The following is a 2,607-nucleotide window of genomic DNA, read 5'->3' on the forward strand; positions in this document are numbered from 1 at the left end:
GGTATCACCGCCGTCACCGTGGCGGAGTCCGGTGCGATGGAGGTCATCGGGACGGCTCCGACCGGCGCAACGCCGTGTCATGCCGCCGTAACCCGCGACGGCCGATGGCTGCTGACGGCCGACTACCTCGGCGGCACCGTCTCCCTCGTCGCACTCGCGCCGGACGGACGACCGCAGGCGACGGTCGACCGCGTGCAGATGACTGGTTCGGGTCCACACCCCGAACGGCAGGATGCCCCGCACCCGCACATGGTCGCTGTGGACGTCGCCGGTGAGAACGTGCTCTGTGTCGACCTCGGTACGGACCGGCTCACCTCGCTGGCGATCACCCGCGACGGCCGGTTGGAGCGACGACACGCCTGGGTGCTGCCTCCGGGAACCGGCCCCCGCCAGGTCGTCTCCCACCCGGGCCGGGCCGGGGTGCTCGTGATCGGGGAGCTGTCGGCGACGCTGCTGCACCTGAACCTCGAGAAGCGAGGCGACTCCGACGGGATCGCCGACGAGACCGTCGCCGAGGTGATCTCCGAGGTCCGGACGACGGCCAGTCACGAGACCACCTATCCCGCACAGATCGCCACGACCGGTGAGGGCGCCCACGTCGTCGTCTCCAATCGCGGGCCGGACTCGCTGGCGGTGTTCGACACCGGATCCGCATCGCTCGTTCGTGTCGCCGAGACGCCTGCAGGGGTCAGCTGGCCACGCCACTTCGCCGTGGTCGGCGGCTACGTCCTCGTCGCCGGAGAGCGCTCCGCTGCGATCGCCTCGTACGAGTTCGGGGTCTCAGGGCAGCTCGGTGCACCCACGGGCCGGCTCGCGACCCCGGCGCCGACCTGGATCGCGGTGGGCCCGGCTTAGAGACTCGCCGGACTGAAATCACAGCCTGGGATTCCCTTGTTACATAGGTATGCCTTACCTTTGTTAGGTGGACACCAACCCGCGCGCACCCGAGCTGACCGCTGACGGCGTCTGCGCGGCGTACGGCTCGGCCGTTGTGGTCGACGACGTGAGCATCGCGCTCGTCCCCGGCCGCGTGACCGCGCTGATCGGTCCGAACGGCAGCGGCAAGTCGACGCTCCTGCGGACGCTCGCCCACCTGCACAAGGCGTCCGCCGGCCAGATCACGCTGTGCGAGGGCGAGTCCGTCACGGACCTCAAGGCCAAGGAGCTCGCCACCCGTCTCACGCTCCTCTCGCAGTCGCGCTCGGCTCCCGGCGGCGTGACCGTCCGGGAGGTCGTCGCGTACGGCCGTCACCCGCACCGCTCGCGGTGGGGCGGCGGCGATCCCGACGGACACGCGATCGTCGAGCGCGCGATGGAGATGACCGGCGTCACCGAGCTCGCCGGGCGCGGGGTCGACACCCTCTCGGGTGGACAGGCGCAGCGCGTCTGGCTCGCGAGCTGCCTCGCGCAGGACACCCCGGTGCTGCTGCTCGACGAGCCCACGACGTACCTCGACCTCCGCTATCAGGTCGAGCTCCTCGACATCGTCCGCGACCTCGCCGACGAGCACGGCATCGCCGTCGGCATCGTCCTGCACGACCTCGACCAGGCGGCCGCGGTCGCCGACGAGGTCGTCCTGCTCGTCGAGGGCAGGGTCACCGCGGTCGGCACCCCGCAGGAAGTGCTCACGACCGAGCTGCTCTCACCCGCGTACGGGGTCACTGTCGACGTGCACGTCGACCCTCACGACGGCCACCTCCGTACCCGCGCCCGTGCGCGCCACCACGCTCGTCCCACCATCGCCGTCACCCTCTGACGGCGTACCCCCATCGAAGGAGAACCCAGGCCGTGAAGCCCACCCGTACCCTGCTCGTCGCGTCCGCGGCAGCCCTCACCCTCGCGCTCGGCGCCTGCGGCACCACCGAGGACGACGCCGACGCCTCGTCCGACGGCGGCGAGAAGATCACCATCACCGACTCGCGCGGCAAGAAGGTCACGCTCGACGGCCCCGCCAAGAAGGTGGCCTCCACCGAGTGGAACACCGTCGAGTACCTCATCTCGCTGGGCGTCCAGCCGACCGCGGTGTCCGACATCAAGGGCTTCAAGACCTGGGACAAGTCCGTCGAGCTCGATGACGACGCGACCGACATCGGCACGCGGGGCGAGCCGAGCCTCGACACCCTCGCCAGCCTCGACCTCGACGCCGTCTTCGTCACCGACCAGCTCGTCGGCGACGCGATCGAGCAGATCGAGAAGACGACCCCCGTCATCGTCGTCCCGGGCGGCGACGCGAAGGATCCGCTCGGCCAGATGTGGAAGAACGTCGACCTCGTCGCGCAGGCCACCGGCACCGAGGACGAGGCGAAGAAGCTCAAGGAAGACTTCGACAAGAAGCTCGACGAGACCAAGAAGGCGGTCGACGAGGCCGGTCTCGCGGGCAAGCCGGTCGCGTTCAGCGATGCGTACGAGGCCGGTGGCGCGGTCTCGGTCCGTCCGTACCTCGACGGCTCGCAGCTCGGCGCGCTCCTCAAGGAGCTCGGCTTCGCCAACCCGTGGACCACGATCCCGGGCATCGAGGGTGACCCCGCCTACGGCCTCGGGACCACCGACGTCGAGGGTCTGACGAAGCTCCCGGCCGACACGCTCTACTGGTACATCGGCAACGAG

3 protein-coding genes are annotated in these 2,607 nt (G+C 70.2%); all 3 read left to right on the forward strand.

Annotated elements, in window-relative coordinates; translation table 11 throughout:
• The coding region (locus PV363_RS17140) for a beta-propeller fold lactonase family protein (protein ID WP_301022995.1) at window positions 1-855 on the forward strand (855 nt) is incomplete at its 5' end.
• A gap of 67 nt (window positions 856-922) precedes the next feature.
• Window positions 923-1,756, forward strand: coding sequence for an ABC transporter ATP-binding protein (locus tag PV363_RS17145; protein WP_220345789.1), 834 nt, complete (start codon window positions 923-925; stop codon window positions 1,754-1,756).
• A gap of 32 nt (window positions 1,757-1,788) precedes the next feature.
• A partial coding sequence (locus PV363_RS17150) for an ABC transporter substrate-binding protein (protein ID WP_301022996.1) occupies window positions 1,789-2,607 on the forward strand: 819 nt, incomplete at its 3' end.

The sequence above is a fragment of the Mumia sp. genome (genome assembly GCF_028803055.1).
In the GTDB taxonomy this organism is placed as follows: domain Bacteria; phylum Actinomycetota; class Actinomycetes; order Propionibacteriales; family Nocardioidaceae; genus Mumia.